The 17,216-nt window shown below is 70.4% G+C and carries 12 protein-coding genes; 10 read left to right on the forward strand and 2 right to left on the reverse strand.

The genetic code is table 11. The features are described 5' to 3' along the window. Position 1 precedes the first annotated feature (1 nt). The 9 genes from ACIQU3_RS29635 to ACIQU3_RS29675 all read left to right on the forward strand — a co-directional run bounded on the left by ACIQU3_RS29635 (position 2) and on the right by ACIQU3_RS29675 (position 14,064). The gene (locus tag ACIQU3_RS29635; protein ID WP_403928591.1) at positions 2–1,090 is read left to right on the forward strand and encodes a glycine betaine/L-proline ABC transporter ATP-binding protein; all 1,089 of its coding nucleotides are present in this window, start codon (positions 2–4) and stop codon (positions 1,088–1,090) included. Next, on the forward strand, positions 1,090–3,099 hold the full coding sequence (locus ACIQU3_RS29640; protein WP_403737622.1) for an ABC transporter permease: 2,010 nt from the start codon (positions 1,090–1,092) through the stop codon (positions 3,097–3,099). Before ACIQU3_RS29635 ends, ACIQU3_RS29640 begins: the two co-directional genes overlap by 1 nt. 13 nt (positions 3,100–3,112) lie before the next feature. Then, entirely contained in the window at positions 3,113–4,075 is a 963-nt protein-coding gene (locus ACIQU3_RS29645; protein ID WP_403737625.1) for an ABC transporter substrate-binding protein, read from the forward strand. A 227-nt stretch (positions 4,076–4,302) separates the two neighbouring features. Next, on the forward strand, positions 4,303–6,741 hold the full coding sequence (locus ACIQU3_RS29650; RefSeq protein WP_403737628.1) for an FAD-dependent oxidoreductase: 2,439 nt from the start codon (positions 4,303–4,305) through the stop codon (positions 6,739–6,741). Between the two features lie 93 nt (positions 6,742–6,834). Further along, positions 6,835–7,695 (forward strand): bifunctional methylenetetrahydrofolate dehydrogenase/methenyltetrahydrofolate cyclohydrolase, encoded by an 861-nt coding sequence (locus ACIQU3_RS29655; RefSeq protein ID WP_403737631.1) that lies wholly within the window; start codon positions 6,835–6,837, stop codon positions 7,693–7,695. Beyond that, positions 7,692–8,975, forward strand: a complete 1,284-nt coding sequence (gene glyA / locus ACIQU3_RS29660; protein ID WP_403737634.1) for a serine hydroxymethyltransferase — start codon at positions 7,692–7,694, stop codon at positions 8,973–8,975. Before ACIQU3_RS29655 ends, glyA begins: the two co-directional genes overlap by 4 nt. After that, entirely contained in the window at positions 8,972–10,204 is a 1,233-nt protein-coding gene (locus tag ACIQU3_RS29665; RefSeq protein WP_403737638.1) for a sarcosine oxidase subunit beta family protein, read from the forward strand. Before glyA ends, ACIQU3_RS29665 begins: the two co-directional genes overlap by 4 nt. 28 nt (positions 10,205–10,232) lie before the next feature. Continuing rightward, positions 10,233–13,466, forward strand: a complete 3,234-nt coding sequence (locus tag ACIQU3_RS29670) for a sarcosine oxidase subunit delta family protein (RefSeq protein ID WP_403737641.1) — start codon at positions 10,233–10,235, stop codon at positions 13,464–13,466. Further along, on the forward strand, positions 13,459–14,064 hold the full coding sequence (locus ACIQU3_RS29675) for a sarcosine oxidase subunit gamma (protein WP_403928595.1): 606 nt from the start codon (positions 13,459–13,461) through the stop codon (positions 14,062–14,064). Before ACIQU3_RS29670 ends, ACIQU3_RS29675 begins: the two co-directional genes overlap by 8 nt. Before the next feature lie 95 nt (positions 14,065–14,159). Here the strand turns inward: ACIQU3_RS29675 and ACIQU3_RS29680 are convergent, their stop codons facing one another. Together ACIQU3_RS29680 and purU are read right to left on the reverse strand one after the other, a co-directional pair. After that, complete coding sequence (locus tag ACIQU3_RS29680; RefSeq protein WP_403737650.1) at positions 14,160–14,951, reverse strand: IclR family transcriptional regulator; 792 nt, start codon at positions 14,949–14,951, stop codon at positions 14,160–14,162. Between the two features lie 54 nt (positions 14,952–15,005). Further along, complete coding sequence (gene purU / locus ACIQU3_RS29685; protein ID WP_403737653.1) at positions 15,006–15,878, reverse strand: formyltetrahydrofolate deformylase; 873 nt, start codon at positions 15,876–15,878, stop codon at positions 15,006–15,008. 193 nt (positions 15,879–16,071) lie between these two features. Between purU and ACIQU3_RS29690 the strand changes: the two genes are divergently transcribed. Next, positions 16,072–17,214 carry an aromatic ring-hydroxylating dioxygenase subunit alpha gene (locus ACIQU3_RS29690; RefSeq protein WP_403737656.1) on the forward strand — a complete coding sequence of 381 codons (1,143 nt, stop codon included), beginning with the start codon at positions 16,072–16,074 and terminating at the stop codon, positions 17,212–17,214. The last annotated feature ends 2 nt before the right edge of the window (positions 17,215–17,216 follow it).

Consider the following 17,216-nt stretch of genomic DNA (forward strand, 5'->3'; position numbering starts at 1 on the left):
CATGACCCCAGCAACGAACGAGGCGCCGCGGCGGCGCGACACCCCCCAGGACTCGGCGCCCACTCCCGTCATCTCCGTACGCGAGCTGTGGAAGGTGTTCGGGCCGAAGGCGGCCCAGGTGCCCGGCAGCGAGGAACTGCGCGGACTCACCCGCCGCGAACTGATGGACCGCACCGGGTGCACGGCCGCCGTGCGCGACGTGAACTTCGATGTCGCGCCCGGCGAGGTGTTCGTCGTGATGGGCCTGTCCGGCTCCGGCAAGTCCACCCTGGTGCGCTGTCTGACCCGGCTCATCGAGCCCACCGCCGGCGAGATCCTCTTCGAGGGCGAGGACATCCGAGACGCGGACGCGAGCCGCCTGCGCGAGCTGCGCCGCAGCAAGTTCTCCATGGTCTTCCAGCACTTCGGGCTGCTGCCGCACCGCCGGGTCGTCGACAACGTGGCCTTCGGCCTGGAGATCCGCGGCATGAGCAGAGCCGAGCGCACCAAGCGCGCCCTGGAGGTCGTCGAACTCGTCGGCCTCTCGGGCTACGAGAGTTCCTACCCCGACCAGCTCTCCGGTGGCATGCAGCAGCGCGTGGGACTCGCCCGCGCCCTGGCCGGCGACCCCGACGTCCTCCTGTTCGACGAGCCGTTCTCCGCACTCGACCCGCTGATCCGCCGGGACATGCAGAACGAGGTCGTCCGTCTGCATCACGAGGTCGGCAAGACGATGGTGTTCATCACCCACGACCTGTCCGAGGCGCTGAGGCTGGGCGACCGCATCCTGATCATGCGGGACGGCAGGATGGTCCAGTGCGGCACCGGCGACGAACTGGTCGGCGCCCCGGCGGACGACTACGTGCGCGACTTCGTCAGGGACGTCCCCCGCGGTGACGTGCTGACCCTGCGGTGGATCATGCGCCCGGTGGAGCCGGACGACCCCCTGGACGGCCCGGAGCTGGGCCCGGACGTCGTGGTGAAGGAGGCCACGCGGGCGGTGCTCGCGGCCGACAAGCCGGCCAAGGTCGTCGAGAACGGCAAGCTGCTCGGCATCGTGGGTGACGACGAGATCCTCGCGGTGGTCGCAGGGCAGGAAGGCGACGCGTGATGACCGTCGCCGTACAGAAGACGGAGCGGCCGCAGCGAACCGGGAGCGAGGAGCCGCCCGCTCCCACCCGGCGCGCGCGCACGGTGAGCCGTTCGACGGTCGTCGTCGCGGTCCTGGTCGTCTGGCTCGTCCTCTTCGCCGTGCTGCGGGGCAGACAGACCCTGTCCCTCGCCGCGGCCGATCTGACCGACCTGCACCGGTGGTTCAACGACGTCAACGACTCCATCGGCGCGAACCGCAACTCCAACCCGCTCTTCCTCTACTTCTTCAACGAGATCCGCCTGGTCATCGACTCCCTGGTGACCTTCGTCCAGGAGCTGATCTCGCAGCCGACCGCGGGCCGCCCGGTTCCGCAGATCGGCTGGCTCGGTGTCGTGGGCGTCGTCGGCTACGTCTCGTGGGCCGTGGGCAACTGGCGCGTCGCACTGCTCGCCGTCGCCGGCTTCACCTTCCTCGGCCTGCAGGGGCTCTGGCAGGAGAGCATGGACACGCTGGCGCTGACGCTCTCCGCGGTCTTCGTGGCGCTGCTGTTCGCCCTTCCCCTCGGGGTGTGGGCCGGGCTGTCCGACCGGTTCAACCGGATCGTGACGCCGTTCCTCGACTTCATGCAGACGATGCCCACCTTCGTCTACCTCGCGCCCCTGACCCTGTTCTTCCTGATCGGCCCGGCCTCCGCCACCATCGCGACGGCGATCTACGCTGCACCACCCGCGATCCGCATCACCGCCCACGCCATCCGCTCGGTTCCCGAGACCACCGTCGAAGCGGCGGACTCGATGGGCGCGACACGGCGCCAGGCGCTGTTGAAGGTCCTGCTGCCGATGTCCAAACGGACCGTGGTGATGGGCGTCAACCAGACCATCATGGCCGCCCTGGCCATGGTGACCATCGCGGCCCTGATCAACGCGCCCGGCCTCGGCGCGACCGTGGTCCAGGCCCTGCAGTCGCTGGACGTCGGCACCGCCTTCAACGCGGGACTGGCGATCGTCGTGATGGCCATCGTTCTGGACCGGGTCACCACCGCCGCCAGCGCACGGGCCGACTCGGCCCGGGGCTCGGACAGTCCCTTCCTCAGATGGCGGCGGCACCTGCTGGTGGCCGGCGCAGTGGCCGCCCTGGTGCTGGTGTACCTGTCGCACACGTACCTGTGGGCGGCCGAGTTCCCCGGCGAGGGCAGCACCGGAAGCACCATCGCCAGAGCGGCGACCGACGTGACCACCTGGGCACAGGACAACCTCTCCGGCCTGACCAACGCCTTCCGCGACCTCCTCACCAATGGCCTCCTCAACCCCTTCCAGACCCTGCTGACCGACTCCCCGTGGTGGCTCGTGGGCGCCGCCCTCGTCGCGCTCGGCACGGTGCTCGGCGGATGGCGCGCCGGGGCCACCACCGCCGTGTGCGCGGGCCTGCTCATCGGCACCGGTGTGTGGTCGGACGCCATGACGACCCTGGCGTCCACCGCGGTGGCGACCGTGCTCGTGATGCTGCTCGGCGTCGTCCTCGGGGTGTGGATGGGCCGCAGCGCGCTCGTCGACCGGCTGCTCCGGCCTTCCCTGGACGCGGCTCAGGTCATGCCGCCGTTCGTCTATCTCGTGCCGTTCCTCGCGCTGTTCGGCGCGACACGGTTCACGGCGATCGTCGCCGCGATCGTCTACGCGGCACCCGTCGCCATCAAGATCATCGCCGATGGTGTGCGGGCCGTGCCCGGGACCACCGTCGAAGCGGCGATGTCCACCGGATGCAACACCTGGCAGATCATCACCAAGGTCCAGCTGCCGATGTCACGCGGAGCCCTGACCCTCGCGACCAACCAGGGCCTGATCTACGTGCTGTCGATGGTCGTGGTGGGCGGCCTGGTGGGAGCGGGCGCCCTCGGCTACGACGTCGTGGCCGGGTTCTCGCAGGGCCAGTTGTACGGGAAGGGACTGGCGGCCGGACTCGCCATCGTCCTGCTCGGAGTCATGTTCGACCGGATCACTCAGGCAGCGGCTCGCCGCGCCGGCGCATAAGGAGCACCTCACCATGGCACGACACTTCAGAGCCGGCGCGGCCGGCCTGGCCGTCCTCGGCCTCACCCTCACGGCCTGTGGGGGCGCGAAGGTCGGCGACGACAGCGCGGCCGGCTCGGGCAGCTCGGGCAAGTGCGGCACCTTCAACCTCGCGATCAACCCGTGGGTGGGCTACGAGGCGAACGCGGCCGTCCTCGCCTACGTCGCCGAGCACGACCTGGGCTGCAAGGTCGAGCAGAAGGACCTCAAGGAGGAGATCGCCTGGCAGGGCTTCGGGACGGGCGAGGTCGACGCCGTCGTGGAGAACTGGGGCCACGACGACCTGAAGAAGAAGTACATCACCGATCAGAAGACGGCCGTCGAGGCCGGCCCGACCGGCAACAAGGGTCTCATCGGCTGGTACGTGCCGCCGTGGCTGGCGAAGGCGCACCCCGACATCACCGACTGGAAGAACCTCAACAGGTACGCGTCGAAGTTCAAGACCTCGGAGTCGGGGGGCAAGGGCCAGCTCCTCGACGGCGACCCCTCGTACGTCACCAACGACGAGGCGCTGGTGAAGAACCTCAAGCTGGACTTCAAGGTGGTGTACGCCGGCAGCGAGACCGCGCTCATCCAGGCGTACCGCAACGCCGAGAAGAACAAGCAATGGGTGATCGGCTACTTCTACGAGCCCCAGTGGTTCCTGTCCGAGGTGCCGCTGAAGAAGGTCGGTCTTCCCGAGTACAAGGCGGGCTGCGACGCCGACGCGGAAAAGGTCGCCTGCGACTACCCCGTGTACGAACTCGACAAGATCGTCAGTGCGAAGTTCGCCAAGTCGGGCAGCCCGGCCTACGACCTGGTGAAGAACTTCAGCTGGACGAACGACGACCAGAACACCGTGGCCAAGTACATCGCGGTGGACAAGATGGCGCCCGAGGCCGCTGCGAAGAAGTGGGTCGAGGCCAACCGCGACAAGGTCGACGCCTGGATCAAGTAGGGCGCGGGGACGCCCGTGTGAGTCCGGCCGGAGAGGCCCGGCAGGCTGTGTCGTCAGCCTGCCGGGCCTCGTCGTTTTGCGGTGATACCTCCCCGTCGCGCCCGGGTGTTTTTCCGGCGTCGCGGACCCCTTGACACGCCGATGCACGGCGGGCACATTGAGTTGCGCAACCTGAACCCTGTTGCGCACAAAGCAACTGGATCGCTTTCAACGTCGGAGGTGCGGCGATGGCGGGACCCCGGGTGGTCATCATCGGAGCGGGCGTCGTGGGGGCAGCGCTCGCCGACGAGATCTCCGCGCGCGGCTGGACCGAAGTGACCGTGGTCGACCAGGGCCCACTGCCTGCCACCGGGGGCTCGTCGTCGCACGCCCCCGGCCTGGTCTTCCAGACCAACCCCTCCAAGACCATGACCGAGATGGCCCGTTACACCGTCGAGAAGCTCTGCTCCCTCGACGTCGACGGGCAGCCCTGCTTCCTCCAGGTCGGCGGCCTCGAGGTGGCCACCAGCCCGGAGCGCACCGCCGAACTCCAGCGGCGACACGGCTGGCTCGCCTCCTGGGGCATCGAGTCCCGGCTGCTGACGACCGAGGAGTGCGTCGCACAGCACCCGCTCGTCAACCCGGACAAGGTCCTCGCCGGCCTCCACGTACCGACGGACGGCCTCGCCAAGGCGGTCCTCGCCGTCGAGGCGCAGATCCGCCGGGCCACCGAGCGCGGCGTCCGCTTCCTCGCCCGCCACGAAGTCCTCGACGTCCGCCAGGCCGAGGGCGAGGTGACCGGCGTCCTGACCGACCAGGGCGAGATCCCGGCCGACATCGTCGTGTGCTGCGCCGGCATCTGGGGCCCGAAGATCGCCCGCATGGCCGGCATGAACCTCCCGCTCACCCCGCTCGCCCACCAGCTCGCCTGGACGGGGCCGGTCCCGGCCCTGGCGGGGCAGACGCAGGAGGCGGTCCGACCGATCCTGCGCCACCAGGACGCCGACCTCTACTACCGCGACCGCTTCGACGGCCTGGGCATCGGCTACTACGGCCACCGCCCCATGCCCATCTCCGCCGACGACATCCTCTCCGTGGACGAGTCCGATGAGATGCCATCCGTCCTGAAGTTCACCGAGGAGGACTTCGAGGAGGCCTGGAGCGAGACCCGGTCACTGCTTCCCGCGACGAAAGACGCCAAGGTGGAGGAGGGCATCAACGGCCTGTTCTCCTTCACCACCGACGGCCTGCCCCTGCTCGGCGAGTCCCCGGACGTCAAGGGCTTCTGGGTCGCCGAGGCCGTCTGGGTCACGCACTCCGCGGGCGTCGGCAAGGCCATGGCCGAGTGGCTGGTCGACGGCTACTGCTCCTCCTTCGACCTGCACGAGTGCGACGTCAACCGCTTTGAACCGCACCAGCTCTCACCGGAGTACGTACTGGCCCGCGACTGCCGGAACTTCGTCGAGGTCTACGACATCCTGCACCCCCTCCAGCCGCCGGGGGAGCCGCGCCCGATCCGCACCAGCCCGTTCCACACCCGCCAGCAGGAGCTGGGTGCCTTCTTCCTGGAGGCGAACGGCTGGGAGCGCCCGCAGTGGTACGAGGCCAACGCGGGCCTGGTCGAGGGACGTTCCATCGTCACCCCCAACGACTGGGCAGCGCGGTACTGGTCGCCGATCGTCGCCGCCGAGGCCCAGACCACCCGCGAGACAGTCGCCATGTACGACATGACGGCCCTCAAGCGGCTGGAGGTCAGCGGGCGCGGCGCCAGCGACTTCCTGGAGCGGCTGTGCACCGGCAAGGTCGCCAAGTCCGTCGGCTCGGTGACGTACACGCTGCTCCTCGACCACGACGGCGGCATCCGCAGCGACGTCACCGTCGCCCGGCTGGCCCCCGACCTCTTCCAGGTCGGCGCCAACGGCAACCTGGACCTCGACTGGTTCACCCGCCACCTCCCCGGCGACGGCACCGTCCAGGTCCGCGACATCACCCCCGGCACCTGCTGCATCGGCCTGTGGGGACCGCGCGCCCGCGACGTCCTCCAGCCCCTGACCGACGCCGACTTCTCGGCGACCGGCCTGAAGTACTTCCGAGCCAAGCGCGCCCACATCGGCTCCGTGCCCGTCACCGCGATGCGCCTGTCGTACGTGGGCGAGCTCGGCTGGGAGCTGTACACCACCGCCGATCTGGGGCAGAAGCTGTGGGACACGCTGTGGCGGGCGGCCGAGCCGCTGGGCGGCATCGCGGCCGGGCGCGGTGCCTTCAACAGTCTCCGCCTGGAGAAGGGCTACCGCTCCTTCGGCACGGACATGACCTACGAACACGACCCGTACGAGGCCGGTGTCGGCTTCGCCGTGAAGCTGGACAAGGACGACTTCGTCGGGAAGGCCGCGCTGGAGCGGCGCAAGGCCGACGTCCGGCGGAAGCTGACCTGTCTCACGATCGACGACCCGAAGGCCGTGGTCATGGGCAAGGAGCCGGTGTACGACGGGGGCCGAGCGGTCGGGTACGTCACCAGCGCCGCGTACGGATACACGATCGGCAAGGGCATCGCCTATGCGTGGCTGCCGGTGGAGCTGGCCGATCCGGGGACCGTTCTGCACATCGGGTACTTCGACCAGTCTGTCGAGGCCGTGGTGGCTGAAGAGCCGTTGTTCGATCCGGCCATGTCCCGGCTTCGTGGCTGAGTCCCGGTCTGCGGGTCCGTCGTGGCTTGTCGCGCAGTTCCCCGCGCCCCTGATGGGCGTTCAGCCACAGCCTTGTTGGAAGGAACTCCCCAAGTGACCGCACAACTCCTCGACGGCAAGGCCACCGCCGCCGCAATCCGGCAGGAACTCGCCGAGCGTGTCGCCAAGCTGAGCGCGACCACCGGCCGGGTGCCCGGCCTCGGCACCGTCCTGGTCGGTGACGACCCCGGCAGTCACGCCTACGTCGCGGGCAAGCACCGGGACTGCGCCCAGGTGGGGATCGCCTCGATCCGCCGGGAACTGTCCTCCGACGCCTCTCAGCAGCAGGTCGAGGAGACGATCGACGAGCTCAACGCCGACCCCTCCTGCACCGGGTACATCGTCCAGCTCCCGCTGCCCCGCCACCTGGACGCGGGCGCCGTGCTGGAGCGCATGGACCCGGCCAAGGACGCCGACGGACTGCACCCCGTCAACCTCGGCCGGCTCGTCCTCGGCGCCGAGGCACCGCTGCCGTGCACCCCACGCGGCATCGTCGAACTGCTCCGCCGCCACGACGTGCCGCTCGCCGGAGCGCGCGTGTGCGTCATCGGGCGGGGCATCACGGTCGGACGGCCCATCGGCCTCCTCCTCACCCGCCGCTCCGAGAACGCCACCGTGACCCTCTGCCACACCGGAACCAAGGGCCTGGCCTGGCACACACGCGAGGCGGACGTCGTCGTCGCGGCCGCGGGCTCACCCGGGCTGATCACCAAGGACATGCTGCGCCCCGGCGCGGCCGTCCTGGACGTCGGCATCACCCGCACCGACCAGGGCCTCGTCGGAGACATCCATCCGGACGCCGCCCAGGTCGCCGGCCGGCTCGCGCCGATGCCCGGAGGTGTGGGCCCCATGACCCGCGCCATGTTGCTCGCCAATGTCGTCGAGGCCGCCGAGAGGAACGCGAACGCCGTATGAACGCGCTGAACACCCCCCTGGCGGAGCTGGACCCCGAGGTCCACGCCGCGCTCCGCGCCGAGCTGCACCGCCAGCAGTCCACCCTGGAGATGATCGCCTCCGAGAACTTCGCGCCCTCCGCCGTGATGGAGGCCCAGGGTTCGGTCGCGACCAACAAGTACGCCGAGGGCTACCCCGGCCGCCGTTACTACGGTGGCTGCGAACACGTCGACGTCACCGAGCGGCTGGCCATCGAACGCGTCAAGTCCCTGTTCGGCGCCGACTTCGCCAACGTCCAGCCGCACTCGGGCGCCCAGGCGAACACCGCCGTCTTCTTCGCCCTGCTCCGCCCCGGCGACACCGTCCTCGGCCTCGACCTCGCGCACGGCGGGCACCTCACCCACGGCATGCGCATCAACTACAGCGGCAAGATGCTCAACGTCGTGCCCTACCACGTGTCCGAGTCGGACAACCTCGTCGACATGGACGAGGTCGAGCGGCTCGCCAAGGAGCACCGCCCCAAGATGATCATCGCGGGCTGGTCGGCGTACCCCAGGCAGCTGGACTTCGCGGCCTTCCGCAGGATCGCCGACGAGGTGGGCGCCCTGTTGATGGTCGACATGGCGCACTTCGCCGGGCTGGTGGCGGCCGGGCTGCACCCGAGCCCCGTGCCGTACGCCCACGTCACGACCACGACGACGCACAAGACCCTCGGCGGTCCGCGCGGCGGCGTCATCCTCACCAACGAGGCCGACCTGGCCAAGAAAATCAACTCGGCGGTCTTCCCCGGAATGCAGGGCGGCCCCCTGGAGCACGTCATCGCCGCGAAGGCGGTGTCGTTCAAGGTCGCCGCGTCACCGGAGTTCGCCGAACGCCAGGCCCGCACGCTCGCCGGCTCCCGCACCCTCGCCGAACGCCTGACCCGGGCGGACGCGGCAGCCGCCGGAGTGAAGGTGCTGACCGGCGGCACGGACGTCCACCTCGTCCTGGTCGACCTGCGCGACTCCGAACTGGACGGCCGTCAGGCCGAGGACCTGCTCCACGAGATCGGCATCACCGTCAACCGCAACGCCGTGCCCTTCGACCCGCGTCCGCCCATGGTCACCTCGGGCCTGCGCATCGGCACCCCCGCCCTGGCCACCCGGGGCTTCTCCGAGGAGGACTTCGCCGAGGCCGCGGACGTCATCGCCCTCGCCCTCCAGCCGGAGCCGGACGTGGCAGCCCTGGGTGCCCGCACCGAGGCACTGGCAGCCAAGCACCCGCTCTACCCGCACCTGTCCGACAACGGAGACGCCCGATGAGCCCCCGCACCCCCGGCGCCGAACTCCCGGAACACCCCGACTGGCTGTGGCGCAACCCCGAGCCGAAGCGCTCGTACGACGTCGTCGTCGTGGGCGGCGGCGGACACGGCCTGGCCACCGCCCACTACCTGGCTAAGAACCACGGCATCACCAACGTCGCGGTGCTGGAGAAGGGCTGGCTGGCGGGCGGCAACATGGCCCGCAACACCACGATCATCCGCTCCAACTACCTCTGGGACGAGAGCGCCGGAATCTACGAGCACGCCCTCAAGCTGTGGGAGGGCCTGGCGGACGAACTCGACTACCCGATCCTCTTCTCCCAGCGCGGCGTACTGAACCTCGCCCACAGCCTCCAGGACGTCCGTGACAGCGTGCGCCGCGTCGAGGCCAACCGGCTCAACGGTGTGGACGCCGAATGGCTCGACGCGGACGGAGTCAAGGACGTCTGCCCGATCGTCAACATCTCCCCGGACGTGCGCTACCCCGTTCTGGGCGCCACCTACCAGCCGCGCGCGGGCATCGCCAAACACGACCACGTCGCCTGGGGCCTGGCCCGCTCCGCCGACGCCGCCGGCATCGACATCATCCAGAACTGCGAGGTCACCGGCCTCGACGTGGCCGGCAACCGGGTGGTCGGAGTCCGGACCACCCGGGGCCCGATCGCCGCGGGGAAGGTCGCGCTCTGCTCGGCGGGCCACACCTCGGTCCTGGCGGCCATGGCGGGGATCGAACTTCCCGTCCAGAGCCACCCCTTGCAGGCCCTCGTGTCGGAGCTGCTGGAACCGGTCCACCCGACCGTCGTCATGTCCAACGCCGTCCACGTGTACGTCAGCCAGGCGCACAAGGGCGAGCTGGTGATGGGGGCGGGCATCGACGCCTACAACTCCTACACCCAGCGCGGCGCCTTCCACATCATCGAGGAGCAGATGGCGGCGGCCCTGGAACTCTTCCCGGTCTTCGCCCGCGCCCACGTACTGCGCACCTGGGGCGGCATCGTCGACGTCAGCCCCGACGCCTCACCGATCATCGGCCTCAGCCCGGTGGAAAACCTCTACCTCAACTGCGGCTGGGGCACCGGCGGTTTCAAGGCCACCCCCGGTGTCGGCTGGGTGTACGCCCACACCATCGCCCACGACACCCCGCACCCGCTGAACGCCCCCTTCTCGCTCGACCGTTTCACCACCGGCGCGCTCGTCGACGAGCACGGCGCGGCCGCGGTGGCCCACTAGGACCACTGGAAGCTTTGGGAGCCGATCCATGCTGCTGATCCCCTGCCCGTGGTGCGGACCTCGCGACGAGGCCGAGTTCCACTACGGCGGCCAGGCCCATGTGCCGTACCCGGAGGCCCCGGCGTCCCTCACCGACGAGGAGTGGGCCCGCTACCTCTTCTTCCGCGACAACCCCAGGGGACCCTTCGCCGAGCGCTGGAGCCACGCCGCGGGCTGCCGCCGTTGGTTCAACGCCGTCCGGGACACGTCGACGAACGAGATCCTGACGGTGTACCGGGCGGGGGAGGAGCGCCCGGTCGTGTTCGAGGCACGTGCGGCGCAGGCAGCCTGCCCGGCGCTTGAGGACGAGGCCGTTCAGGCCGATACGGGGCTCTGGGGGCAGAGCCCCCAGCGGGGCCCGGGGGCAGAGCCCCTGGTTTCCAGAAGGGGCGGGGCGGGGGAGGACAACCAGCCCTTCCGCCACCCCACCCGGGGCCGCATCCACCGCGACGAGCCCCTCACCTTCACCTTCGACGGCACGGAGTACCAGGGGTACAGAGGCGACACCCTCGCCTCCGCCCTCCTCGCCAACGGCGTCGTCCAGACCGGCACCAGCATCAAACTGGGCCGCCCCCGCGGCATCTTCTCGGCCGGCGTCGAGGAACCCAACGCGGTCGTCCAGATCGAGGAACCGTTCCCCGAGCCCATGCTCCCCGCCACCGTTGTCGAGCTCTACGACGGCCTCGTCGCGACCGGCCTCCCCGGCCAGGGCCGCCTCGCCACCGAACCGGACCCGGCCCGCTACGACGCCGTGCACACCCACTGCGACCTCCTGGTCGTCGGCGCCGGCCCGGCCGGCCTCGCCGCGGCGGCGGCCGCCGCCCGCTCGGGCGCCCGGGTCATCCTCGCCGACGACCAGCCGGAGCCCGGCGGCAGCCTCCTCGGCACCGGCGAACTCCTCGACTGGGTGGCCGAGACGACCGCCCTGCTCGACGCCGCCCCCGACGTACGCGTCCTGCGCCGCACCACGGTCTTCGGCTACTACGACGACAACCACCTGCTCGCCGTCGAGCGCCGCACCAACCACCTCGGCGCCGCCGCTCCCGAGAAGGTCTCCCGGGAGCGGGTCCACCGCATCCGGGCCCGCCACGTCGTCCTCGCCACCGGCGCCCACGAACGCTCGCTGGCCTTCGCGGACAACGACCGGCCCGGCGTGATGCTGGCCGCTTCGGCCCGCGCCCACGTCAACCGCCACGGCGTCCTGCCCGGCCGCCACGCGGTCGTCTTCACCACCAACGACAGCGCGTACGCGGTCGCGCTGGACCTCGCCGCGGCAGGCGTCGCCATCGAGGCCGTGGTCGACACCCGCCCCGAGCCGGGGGAGTGGGCCGAGCGCACCCGCCGGGCCGGCATCGAGGTGCTGACGGGCCATGCCGTCACCGCCACGGACGGCGCCCCGCGCCTCACCGCCGTGACCGTCGCCCCCTACGGCGAGACCACAGGGCGACGGGAGTTCGCCGCCGACCTGCTCCTGGTCTCCGGCGGCTGGAACCCGGTCGCGCACCTCTTCAGCCAGGCGGGCGGCAAGCTCCGCCTCGACGAGGAGCTCGGCAGCTTCGTCCCCGACACCGTCCGTCAGGCCGTCGAAGTCGCCGGTGCCGCGAGCGGTGTCCTCGACCTCGCCCGGGTCCTCGCACAGGGAGCGGCCGCCGGGGCCCGGGCGGTCGAGGCCGAGGGCTACACCTCCGAGGCGCCCCGTCTGCCGCAGGTGGCGGCACTGCCGCAGACACCGCCCATGCGGGTCTTCACCGTCCCCGGCCGGGAAGGCGCCCCGCGTTTCGTCGACCTCCAGCGCGACGTCACCGTCGACGACCTCGCCCGGGCGACCGGCGCCGGAATGCGCTCGGTGGAGCACACCAAGCGCTACACCACGGCCGGCACCGCCAACGACCAGGGCAAGACCTCCGGCGTCCTGGCCAGTGGTGTCGTCGCCGAACTGCTCGGCGTGGACATCTCGGCGCTCGGCACGACCACCTTCCGGCCCCCGTACACCCCCGTCTCCTTCGCCGCCCTCGCGGGCCGCGACCGCGGCGTGCTGAGCGACCCGGTCCGCACGACCGCCCTGCACGAGTGGCACGCCGGGCACGGCGCTCTGTTCGAGAACGTCGGCCAGTGGAAGCGGCCCTGGTACTACCCGCAGGACGGCGAGGACATGGAGACGGCGGTGCTGCGCGAATGCGCCGCCGCCCGCGAGGGCGTCGCCTTCATGGACGCCTCCACCCTCGGCAAGATCGACGTCCAGGGCCCGGACGCCGCCGCCTTCCTCGACCTGCTCTACACCAACATGATGAGCACGCTGAAGGTCGGCATGATCCGCTACGGCGTGATGTGCCGCCCGGACGGGATGGTCTTCGACGACGGCACCGTCATCCGCCTCGGCCAGGACCGCTACCTGGTCACCACCACGACGGGCAACGCCGCCACCGTGCTGGACTGGATGGAGGAGTGGCTCCAGACCGAGTGGCCCGAGCTGAAGGTCCACTGCACCTCCGTGACCGAACAGTGGGCCACCGTCGCCCTGGTCGGTCCGAGGTCCCGCGAGGTCCTCGGCTCGCTCGCACCGCAACTGGCTGTCGCCCATGACGACTTCCCGTTCATGGCGTGGCGGGACACGACGGTCGCGGGCATCGAGGCCCGGGTGTGCCGGATCAGCTTCTCCGGCGAACTGGCCTACGAGATCAACGTGTCGCCGTGGGAGGCCCTCGCCCTGTGGGAGGCGCTGTACGCGGCGGGCGCCCCGTACGGCATCACGCCCTACGGCACGGAGACCATGCACGTCCTGCGCGCGGAGAAGGGCTACCCGATCGTCGGCCAGGACACCGACGGCACGGTGACGCCGCAGGATCTCGGCATGAGCTGGGCGGTGTCGAAGAAGAAGCCCGACTTCATCGGCAAGCGTTCCTTCGCCCGCGCCGACACCGCCCGCCCCGACCGCAAGCACCTGGTCGGCCTGCTCCCGGAGGACCCGGGCACGTTCCTCCCCGAGGGCACGCAGCTGGTCGCCGACAGCGTGCTGCCCGCGCCCCCCGTTCCGATGCTCGGCCACGTCACGTCCAGCTACCGCAGCGCGGCACTCGGCCGGACCTTCGCGCTCGCCCTGGTCAAGGGCGGACGCGAGCGCATCGGTGAGCGCCTCTACGCACCCGTCGGTGACCGGCTGGTCCCGGTGACCGTCGCGAGCCCCGTCCTCTACGACCCCGAGGGAGCCCGCCGTGATGGCTGACCCCGCCCTTACCGCTCCGCTCCGCAGCCCCCTGTCGCCCGCCGCGGGCCGACTGGCCGCCGCGACCCGCACCTCGGGGGGCGCCGTCCGGCTGGCGGAACTCCCCTTCCTGACCCAGATCAACGTCCGCCTCGACCCCAAGGGAGCGGCGGCGGACGCCGTGGGGCTGGCACTGGGCCTGCAACTGCCCGTCGAGCCCGGCACCGTCGTCCGCGCCGGAGAGCTGACCGCGCTGTGGCTCGGCCCCGACGAGTGGCTCGTGGTGAGCCCGCCGGGCGGCCGGCGCGGACTGGAGAGCCGGATCCGTGAGGCGGCCGGTGACGAGCCCGTGTCCGTCGTCGACGTCTCTGCTCAGCGCACCACGCTCCTCGTCTCCGGCCCCCGCGCCCGCGACCTGCTGGCCCACGGCTGCTCGCTCGACCTGCACCCACGCGTCTTCGGCCCGGGCCGCTGCGCCCAGACGACCCTGGGCCGCACCCAGGTCGTCCTCGTGGCCCGTGACGACCCCGGGGCCGGGTTCTGGGTACTGGTGCGCTCCTCCTTCGCCGGCTACCTGACGGACTGGCTGCTGGACGCCGCCGTGGAGTGGACGGGCTGAGACCGGACACCGCGAAAGCGGCGGTCGGAGAACCGGTTCTCCGACCGCCGCATTCCTTGTGCCGGGCCTGCCCTGGTCGGCGATCCGGCCGCCCCTCAGCCCGTGTAGCCCAGACGACGGCTGAGCTCGTCCGCCGCTGTGACGAGCATCCGTGCCAGTTCGTGCATCCGCTCCTCGGTCATCCGGAAGGCCGGCCCCGACGCGCTGAGAGCGGCGACGACCTGTCCCTCGTCCGAACGTACGGGCGCGGACACGGCGTTGAGGCCCTCCTCGTATTCCTCCACCGTGACGGCGTAGCCCTGCTCGCGGGCCTCGGCGAGATCCGCCTCCAGCTGCTTCCTGGACGTCACCGTGCGCGGTGTCATACGGGGCAGGCCGGTCTCGGCGAGGAGCTCGTCGCGGTCCTTGCGGTCGAGGTGGGCCAGGAGGATCTTGCCGCTCGACGTGCAGTGCAGCGGAGTCTGCCGTCCCACCCAGTTCTGCGCCGCGATGGCCGAGGTGCTGCGCACCTGGTACAGGTTGATCGCGTGGTGGGACTCGAGGACGGCGATGTTCATCGTCTCGCCCACCTCGTCGATGAGGCGCTCGCAGATGCCCCGCCCGTACCGCGTGACGGCGATACGGCCCGTCACCGCGCCGGCCAGGCGCACGACTCCGAAGCCGAGACGGTACTTGCCGCGCTCGCTCTCCTGCTCCACCATGCCGTGCGCTTCCAGGGCGCCGAGGAGGCGGAAGGCGGTGGACTTGTGGACGTCAATCGCCGCGGCCACTTCACTGACGCCCGCCTCGCCGTGCTGGGCCAGGATCTCCAGCACGGCGACAGCACGGTCAACGGACTGCACTCCGCCGCTCGGAGCGCCTGCGGACTCGGCACCGTAGTTGCTCATGACGAAACCCTAGGTGAATTGGTCAACAGGTGTGAGGGTCGGTGGCCATTTTCCTCAACGGAAGACGACTGTCCGGTTGCCGTTGACCATGATCCGGCTCTGGCTGTGCCATTCCACCGCCCGCGCCAGGACCTGCGCTTCGACGTCACGCCCCAGGGCGACCAGGCTGTCCGGCCCCTGCGAGTGGCTCACCCGGACGACGTCCTGCTCGATGATGGGCCCTTCGTCGAGGTCCGGGGTGACGTAATGGGCCGTCGCCCCGACGAGCTTGACGCCGCGCTCGTGCGCCTGGACGTAGGGCCGGGCGCCCTTGAAGCTCGGCAGGAACGAGTGATGGATGTTGATCGCCCGGCCTTCCAGCTGTTTGCACAGGTCGTTCGAAAGGATCTGCATGTAGCGGGCGAGGACCACCAGGTCGATGTCCAGCTCCTCGACGAGCTCCAGCAGCCGCGCCTCCGCCTCGGGCTTCGTCTCCCGGGTCACCGGCACGTGGTGGAACGGGATCCCGTAGCTCTCGGCGAGCGGCTCGAAGTCCCGGTGGTTGGAGACGATCGCCGGCACCTCTATGTTCAGTGCGCCGGTGCGGCAGCGGAAGAGCAGGTCGTTCAGGCAGTGCCCGAACTTCGACACCATGATCAGTGTGCGCGTCGGGGTCGACGCCTCGTACAGCTGCCAGGAGATCCGGTATGCCTCCGCCACCGGGGCGAAGCCGGACTTCAGGTCCTCCAGCGTCATGCCCGGGTCCGTGACGTCGAAGTGCACCCGCATGAAGAAGCGGTCCTCCAGCCGGTCGTCGAACTGCTGGCTCTCCTGGATGTTCCCGGAGTGCCGGACGAGGAAGCCGGTGACGGCGTGGACGAGGCCGGAGCGGTCGGGGCACGACAGGGTGAGGACGAACTCGCGGCCGGCGGTGGGTCCAAGAGACACTGAGCCCTCCCTGAGGGAAGTGCGTAATGCGCAACAGTGGGACTGATACGCAACATGGTCCCGGCTTCGGCGGCCCGTGGTCAAGGTCTTGACAGTGCTTCGGGTGGACTGCACTGTGAGTTGCGTAGCAAGAGGTCCGTTGCGCATGAGGCAACCACTCGCCCGACCGGGGCGCTTCACTCCGAGGTGAACCATGACTACGACCGGCCTGCCGGACAGCCTGATCGCGACCCTTCCCGGCGACCACTACACGGACCCGGAGATCTTCCGCCTGGAGCAGGAGCACATCTTCGAGTCCATGTGGTTCTGTGCGGCACGCTCGGCGGAACTGGCGAAGCCGGGTGCGTTCCGGACCGTGGACGTCGGACGGGAGAGCGTCCTGCTGACCCGCTCCCGGGACGGCTCCGTCCGGGCCTTCTTCAACGTGTGCCGGCACCGGGGCGCGAAGCTCTGCACGCAGGAGTCCGGCGAGGTGAAGCGGGCCTTCCAGTGTCCGTACCACGCCTGGACCTACGACCTGAACGGGAAACTCGTCGCAGCCCCGAACCTGACCAAGATGCCCGACGTCGGCCGTACCGAGTACGGCCTGGCGAGCGTGGCGGTCCGAGAGTGGCTCGGCTACGTGTGGGTGTGCCTGGCCGAGAACCCGCCGCCGTTCGAGGAGTCGGTGATCGCCGACGTGGTCGCGCGTCTCGGCGACGTCGAGTCCATCGAGCGCTACGACGTCGCAAACCTGGAGGTCGGCCGGCGGATCGTCTACGACGTCCGGGCCAACTGGAAGCTGATCATCGAGAACTTCATGGAGTGCTACCACTGCGCGACGATCCACCCCGAACTGACCGAGGTGCTGCCGGAGTTCGCCGACGGGTACGCCGCACAGTTCTACGTGGGGCACGGCGCCGAGTTCGGCGCCGACGTCCAGGGCTTCACCGTGGACGGCTCGGCGGGCCTGGACCGCATCCCGGGCGTCAGCGAGGACCAGGACCGCCGGTACTACGCGATCACGGTGCGCCCGCAGGTGTTCATCAACCTCGTCCCCGACCACGTGATCTTCCACCGGATGTTCCCGGTCGCGGTCGACCGCACGATCGTCGAGTGCGACTGGCTGTACCTCAAGGGCGTGGTGGACAGCGGCCGGGACGTCAGCCGGTCGGTGGAGCTGTTCGACCGGGTCAACCGGCAGGACTTCGACGCCTGCGAGCGCTGTCAGCCGGCCATGAGCTCCCGGCTGTACGCCAAGGGCGGCGTCCTCGTGCCCAGCGAGCACCACATCGGCGAGTTCCACGACTGGGTCCAGGACCGCCTCGGAACCCGCGCGAACCTCGCGGAGCACTAGCC

The organism is Streptomyces sp. NPDC101110 (assembly GCF_044759525.1).
Taxonomy (GTDB): Bacteria; Actinomycetota; Actinomycetes; order Streptomycetales; family Streptomycetaceae; genus Streptomyces.